Consider the following 6,400-nt stretch of genomic DNA (forward strand, 5'->3'; position numbering starts at 1 on the left):
TGGCAGGAATCAAACCGGTTTTGTCGAAATACGGATACAGTAAAACATTCCGTGACTCACCTACTTCATCGTGAACTTCCATTCCAGAGAAGTGAGGGTTGCATATGACTCTGAGTACCTCCTCGTTCCATTCAACTCCCCGTCGCTGGCGGGAAGTGGAGACACAGTTGGGAATTGTTGTCCCTAGATCACTTCGATCGGACACTTCTGCTCTGCTGTTTTTGGAAAGCGTCGCTGCAACACCCATGTTGGACAAAGAAGAAGAGCTTGCTTGCCTGATCCGCTATCAAAGGGATGGCGATCTTGAAGCACGTGAAACGATTGTGCGCGCCTATTTACGATACGTAGTTAGTACCGCGTTGCGCCATTTGAAAAGAGGGATGCCGTTCCTGGATTTGATTCAGGAGGGCACGATAGGTTTGTTTACCGCGATTGACAAATTTGATGTGGGACGTGGAGTGCGTCTCTATCATTACTCGCACTGGTGGATCTCCCAAGCGATCACCCGTGCCATCAACGACAAAGCAACTTTGATTCGCATTCCTGTCCACATGCATGAGCAGATTCGACAGTATCAGAAGCAAGTACTGCATCTCATCCATGCATTGAACCGTACGCCTGATCGGCAGGAGATTGCCGTACTCTTGGATATTCCCTTAGAAAAGGTGGAGGCCATCGAACTAGCTTTGATGATGAAGATGGAATCCATCGACGCAGAGCTGGATAGTGAGAAATGGCAGGCTTGGCATGAAGACGAGAGCTTGAGCTACGCCGAAATCATGGATGATGGGTTGTCCTCTCTGGATGACTGGATTGAAAAGGTAGACCTTCGCTCGCAAATGCGTGCAGCGTTGGAGCGGCTTAGTCCCCGCGCCCAAGAAATTATCTCCATGCGTTATGGTCTCTATGATGATCAAGTGTATACGTTGGAGGAAGTGGGGAAAATGTTTGGTCTTACCCGGGAGCGTATTCGCCAGATTGAAGCGACGACGATTGACCGATTGCGGACGCAAAAAGCTTCTCATGTATTAAAAGATTATTTAACCTAATATAGGATTTCGTTACTTCGGCCCCTCTTCGTACAGAGGGGTTTTTTCTGTCAGAAATGGTCGAATTCGCAAAGTGTTAGACTCACAGCTGGAGAAGCGTAGTCTTTTTCTCCTTGTGGTAAACTGGTAAGATAGCTTCATGATTTTTTCGTTATTTATTGAGGTAGGTCGAAAAGGAGGATCGCTACATGGGCGATTATATGATAAGAGCAACTGGTTTTAATGGGCATGTTCGTGCATTTGCCGCACGCACAACAGAATCTGTCGAAGAGATGCGTCGTCGTCACGACATGTGGAATACAGCTACAGCAGCAGCGGGACGTACGCTGACCATTAGCTTGATGATGGGGGCTATGTTAAAAGGAAACGAGAGCCTCCATGTCAAAGTAAAAGGAGGCGGACCAATCGGGCAGATCATCGCGGAAGTAAACGCACATGGTGAAGGAATCGCTTATGTATCCAATCCTCACGTCCACTTTGAGCTAAACGATAAAGGTAAGCTCGATGTAGCACGTGCAGTGGGAACAGACGGGTTTGTGTACGTGACGAAAGATCTTGGTCTCAAGGAGCCGTATCAAGGCAGTGCGCCGATCGTCTCTGGTGAGATTGGGGAAGACTTCACTTATTATTTTGTGATGTCCGAGCAAACGCCTTCAGCAGTAGGGGTGGGTGTACTGGTTAATCCTGAGGACCGTTCTGTTTTGGCTGCGGGTGGATTTATTCTTCAGCTGTTGCCGAATACGCCTGAAGAGGTTGTAGCAGCAATTGAAGAACGCTTGGGACAGCTTCCGCAAGTATCTCGCATGATTGGTGAAGGCTTGACTCCTGAAGAGATTTTGGACCGCGTATTGGATGAGCCAAAAATCCTGAGCCACACTGACATTCAATTTAGCTGCAAATGTACAGTGGATAAGGTTGTTCAGGCACTGATCAGTATGGGACGCGAAGAAATGGAAGGTCTGATCGAAGAACAGGGCGAAGCAGAAGTACACTGTCATTTCTGTAATGAACGTTACCATTATGACAGATCCGCGTTGGAAGACATCCTGAAAGACATGTAAGCGCGGCGTCAAGTAGGGGAGTGTTGGCATGACCAACGTAAAAGGGTTGTGGGCATTCATTGGGGCGCTTGTATTGTTGCTGCTTGCCGTTACCTGGGCGTGGTACCAGGCATCAGGCAAGCTGCAACCTGCGGCCATCGTAGGGGATAAGACGATTAGCAACGATGAGTATGTAACGGCGCTGAAACAAAAGTTCGGTAAGCAAGTACTCAACGACATGATTAATCGGGAAGTCGTTTTTCAAGAGGCGAAGCGATCCGGTATCACGGTTGATTCGAAGCAGCTGGAGCAAGAGATTTCCCAGATTCGCGACAGCTATGGCAGTCGGACAGACAGCGAGTTTGAGGCTGCGCTGTTAAAACAGGCGGGAACGACCGTGGAAGCCCTTAAGCAGGAGATTTCTTATCAGATCCTGCTGCAAACCCTGGCAACGAAGGACATGACCATCAAGGATGAAGAAGTGCTAAATGTCTACAATAGCCGATCTGACCGTTATACCCGACCGATACAGATGCGTTTAGGACAAATCGTCGTGGCGTCATCAAAAGAAGCGGAACAAGTTTTGGCTGATTTAAAAAACGGGGCTGACTTTCAGACGATTGCCAAAGAGCGCTCGATTGATGCGGATACAGCGGCTAACGGCGGCGATGTAGGCTGGGTTTCCATCAAGGATAATCGATTGCCCGACGAGGCGAAGCCCATCGTAGAAAAGCTGGAGAAAGACAAATATAGCGAAGCGATCAAAATAGAAGATCAATACGTCATTTACCAACTGACAGAGCGCAGGGAAGCCAGTCAAAGGACGTTTGAAGAGGTAAAAGATGAGTTGCGCCGAGAAATCGCATTTGCCCAGGTAGAGTCGCTGGATGTCGTGCTGGAGCGATTGAGAAAATCGGTAGGGGTCCAGATTTCTGGGCAAATGCCTCATTGACCAAATAGGCTACCGTTGATATAATTATGTCAATAAATCCTAGCGTTTTACTCGGTTATTAAAAATAGGAGGGGCAGAACATATGCGCGTGGCTAATTCCATTACCGATTTGATTGGATTTACTCCGCTTGTAAAGCTGAATCGTATTGTCACCGAAGATATTGCAGACATTTACTTGAAGCTGGAGTTCTTCAACCCGGGCAGCAGTGTAAAAGACCGAATTGCGTTGTCGATGATTGAGGCAGCAGAGGCAGATGGAAGTCTGAAACCGGGTGATACCATCATTGAACCTACGAGCGGAAATACCGGTATTGGACTCGCGATGGTTGCTGCTGCAAAAGGCTATCGTGCTATTCTGGTCATGCCAGAGACGATGAGTATTGAACGACGCAACCTGTTGCGTGCGTATGGTGCGGAGCTGGTTCTCACACCAGGCAGCGAAGGGATGGGCGGAGCGATTCGCAAAGCGGAAGAGCTGGCGAATGAAGATAGCTCGTATTTCATTCCGCAACAATTTAAAAACCTGGCAAACCCGGCCATTCACCGTGAGACAACTGCTCGTGAGTTGTTGGACCAAGCGAAGGAAATCGGCGGCGTAGATGCGTTTATTTCCGGTATCGGTACAGGCGGAACGATTACGGGTGTAGGTCAGGTTCTTCGTGAACACTATCCGAATGTACAAATCGTGGCTGTTGAGCCTGCGGCTTCGCCAGTTCTGTCTGGCGGCAAACCAGGTCCACATAAGATCCAAGGGATCGGGGCTGGCTTTGTCCCGGATATTCTTGATACACAAATTTACGACGAAATCATTAAGGTAGAAAACGAGCACGCTTTTGAAACCGCGCGTCGTGTTGCTCGTCAGGAAGGTATTCTCGGCGGGATTTCTTCTGGGGCAGCGATTCATGCGGCTCTGCAAGTAGCAGCGAAGCTCGGCAAAGGCAAAAAAGTGATCGCTGTCCTTCCTTCGAATGGTGAGCGTTATTTGTCCACGCCTCTGTATCAGTTCGAAGATTAATCGTAAAAAGATACCGCAAGACCACGCAGCGCCATGTTGGCGACGTGGTCTTTTCTTTTTGTATTAGGCAACTATATAATGAACGGATAAATAGTGAAAACCGGAGCGTGAAGAGGAAGAATGTTCCCTACCTTTGCTGATTGCCAGACGTATGCCTTATCTTATTCGTTGGTTCCCCTTGCCCTGCGTAAACCGTGGTCTTCGACGATTGATCCGTGGCAGGTGCTCACAAAACTACAGCCTTCTCTGCAAAATGCTGTCCTGTTGGAAAGTGGACGAGCTGGGCGGTATACCTTTTTGGCATATGAGCCAATCGCTACGCTGCGCAGTCAGCGAGGAGAAACCATCATTTCGTACCCAGAAGGAAAAATCGAGAGCATAGAGACTCATAACCCATTGAATGCTTTACGAGAGCTGCTGTCTCGTTACCGTACGCCTGCGCTTCCAAGTATTCCAGATTTTTCCGGGGGCGCCGTAGGCTATATCAGCTATGAGATGAACCGCTTTTTTGAGCCTAGCTTGCCACAGATAGCGACTGACGACTTACAGTTGCCAGACCTGTATGTTATGATAATGCAAGACCTTCTTGTCTTTGATCATGAGACCCGAGAGATCATTTGCCTGACGCATTTGAGCGCGGACAATTTGACCGAAGAGAGCTATCGACAAGCAGCATTCCACCTGGAAAAACACATGGACTCGATTGCTTCATTGGCAATGGATCGCGATGAGACAGATTGGGAAGCTTTGCGCAAAAGACCGCTTGCCAAGCTAGTGCCAGCGTCAGTATCCTTTGCCAAAGACCAATTCGAGGATGCCGTTCGCCGGGTGCAGGAGTACATCGCCCAAGGGGATGTTTTTCAGGTCAATCTGTCAGTACGGCAAAGCAAGCCGGTACAGGTGACCGCCCCAGAAGTGTATGATGTGCTTCGCAAGCTGAATCCGTCTCCTTATATGGGCTATCTGAGCTTCCCTGAATTTCAATTGGTTAGTGCCTCGCCAGAACTACTTGTAAAGGTAAAAGGCAAGGAAGTGCATACGCGTCCGATCGCCGGTACACGTCCGCGTGGATTAACGGACGAGCAGGACGATGCATTGGCACGTGAGCTGATTGACAATGAAAAGGAACGCGCAGAGCATGTCATGCTGGTTGATTTGGAGCGCAATGACATGGGCCGAGTATGTCGCTTTGGCAGTGTGGAGGTCAGCGAGTTCATGGTCGTGGAGAAATATTCCCACGTCATGCATATCGTCTCTCACGTCAAAGGAGAGCTGGCAGCAGGGAAGGATGCGCTGGATACGATCGAAGCGACTTTTCCGGGAGGGACGATCACCGGAGCGCCAAAAGTTCGCACGATGGAAATCATCGAAGAGCTGGAGCCAGTCAAACGAGGTGTCTATACGGGATCGATCGGCTGGTTTGGCTTCAATGGTGATATCGAGGTCAACATTGCCATCCGTACCATGGTGATCAAGGATGGCGTTGCTCATGTGCAGGCTGGAGCGGGTATCGTGATTGACTCGGTTCCAGAGGCTGAATATGCCGAGTCATTGAAAAAGGCAGAAGCGTTGTGGAAAGCGCTTGAGTTGAGCGAGCAGAGAACGATGAGTTGAGAGGAGACGAGTGTACGATGATTTTGATGATTGATAACTACGATTCCTTTACCTACAATTTGGTGCAGTATGTGGGAGAGCTTGGGGAAGAGCTGCAAGTGTATCGCAATGACAAAATTACACTGGAAGAAATCGAACGATTGGCACCTGATTATTTGATGGTGTCTCCAGGACCGTGCACGCCAAATGAAGCGGGGATCAGCATGGATGCAATCCGCCATTTTGCCGGAAAAATTCCGATTTTGGGTGTTTGTTTGGGCCATCAGTCTATTGGGCAAGTGTTTGGTGGAAAAGTCATTCGGGCCGAGCGTTTGATGCACGGAAAGACGTCCGAAGTTTTCCATGATGGCAAAACCATCTTTCAGGACATCCCTTCCCCTTTTACAGCGGCACGCTACCATTCCTTGATTATTGAGGAAGCGTCCATTCCGAGTGAGCTGGAAGTAACTGCCCGGACAGCCGAAGGCGAAATTATGGCTGTACGCCATCGGGAGTACCCAATCGAAGGCGTCCAGTTCCACCCTGAATCGATTATTACGGAGCACGGCAAACAATTGCTGAAGAACTTCCTTACCGCATACGCGCGCCATACGACAGGTTAACACATAGAGACGACAGGAAAACCGCCTTTTTTCGTGAAGTGACCCCATAAAGTTAGACATGTCATTTAATTAGGCGGCTGCTTGGGCATGAGTGCGGTATTGTACCGGGCTCATGCCTTTTAATTTTG

6 protein-coding genes are annotated in these 6,400 nt (G+C 49.0%); all 6 read left to right on the plus strand.

Features of this window, described 5'->3' with window-relative positions; genetic code table 11:
* The first annotated feature begins 104 nt into the window (after nucleotides 1-104).
* The 6 genes from ACFYU8_RS30935 to pabA all read left to right on the plus strand — a co-directional run bounded on the left by ACFYU8_RS30935 (nucleotide 105) and on the right by pabA (nucleotide 6,272).
* The gene (locus ACFYU8_RS30935; RefSeq protein ID WP_390307019.1) at nucleotides 105-1,049 is read left to right on the plus strand and encodes a sigma-70 family RNA polymerase sigma factor; all 945 of its coding nucleotides are present in this window, start codon (nucleotides 105-107) and stop codon (nucleotides 1,047-1,049) included.
* A 188-nt stretch (nucleotides 1,050-1,237) separates the two neighbouring features.
* On the plus strand, nucleotides 1,238-2,110 hold the full coding sequence (gene hslO, locus ACFYU8_RS30940) for an Hsp33 family molecular chaperone HslO (RefSeq protein ID WP_390307017.1): 873 nt from the start codon (nucleotides 1,238-1,240) through the stop codon (nucleotides 2,108-2,110).
* Nucleotides 2,111-2,138: 28 nt separating this feature from the next.
* A complete protein-coding gene (locus ACFYU8_RS30945) occupies nucleotides 2,139-3,041 on the plus strand; it encodes a peptidyl-prolyl cis-trans isomerase (protein ID WP_390307014.1) in 903 nt (300 codons plus the stop codon).
* Nucleotides 3,042-3,123: 82 nt separating this feature from the next.
* On the plus strand, nucleotides 3,124-4,056 hold the full coding sequence (gene cysK / locus ACFYU8_RS30950; protein WP_390307013.1) for a cysteine synthase A: 933 nt from the start codon (nucleotides 3,124-3,126) through the stop codon (nucleotides 4,054-4,056).
* A gap of 120 nt (nucleotides 4,057-4,176) precedes the next feature.
* Nucleotides 4,177-5,670 (plus strand): anthranilate synthase component I family protein, encoded by a 1,494-nt coding sequence (locus ACFYU8_RS30955; RefSeq protein ID WP_390307011.1) that lies wholly within the window; start codon nucleotides 4,177-4,179, stop codon nucleotides 5,668-5,670.
* A gap of 17 nt (nucleotides 5,671-5,687) precedes the next feature.
* Nucleotides 5,688-6,272, plus strand: a complete 585-nt coding sequence (gene pabA / locus ACFYU8_RS30960) for an aminodeoxychorismate/anthranilate synthase component II (RefSeq protein WP_056493388.1) — start codon at nucleotides 5,688-5,690, stop codon at nucleotides 6,270-6,272.
* Nucleotides 6,273-6,400 lie beyond the last annotated feature (128 nt).

Source organism: Brevibacillus sp. NPDC003359 (assembly GCF_042878995.1).
Classification (GTDB): Bacteria; Bacillota; Bacilli; order Brevibacillales; family Brevibacillaceae; genus Brevibacillus.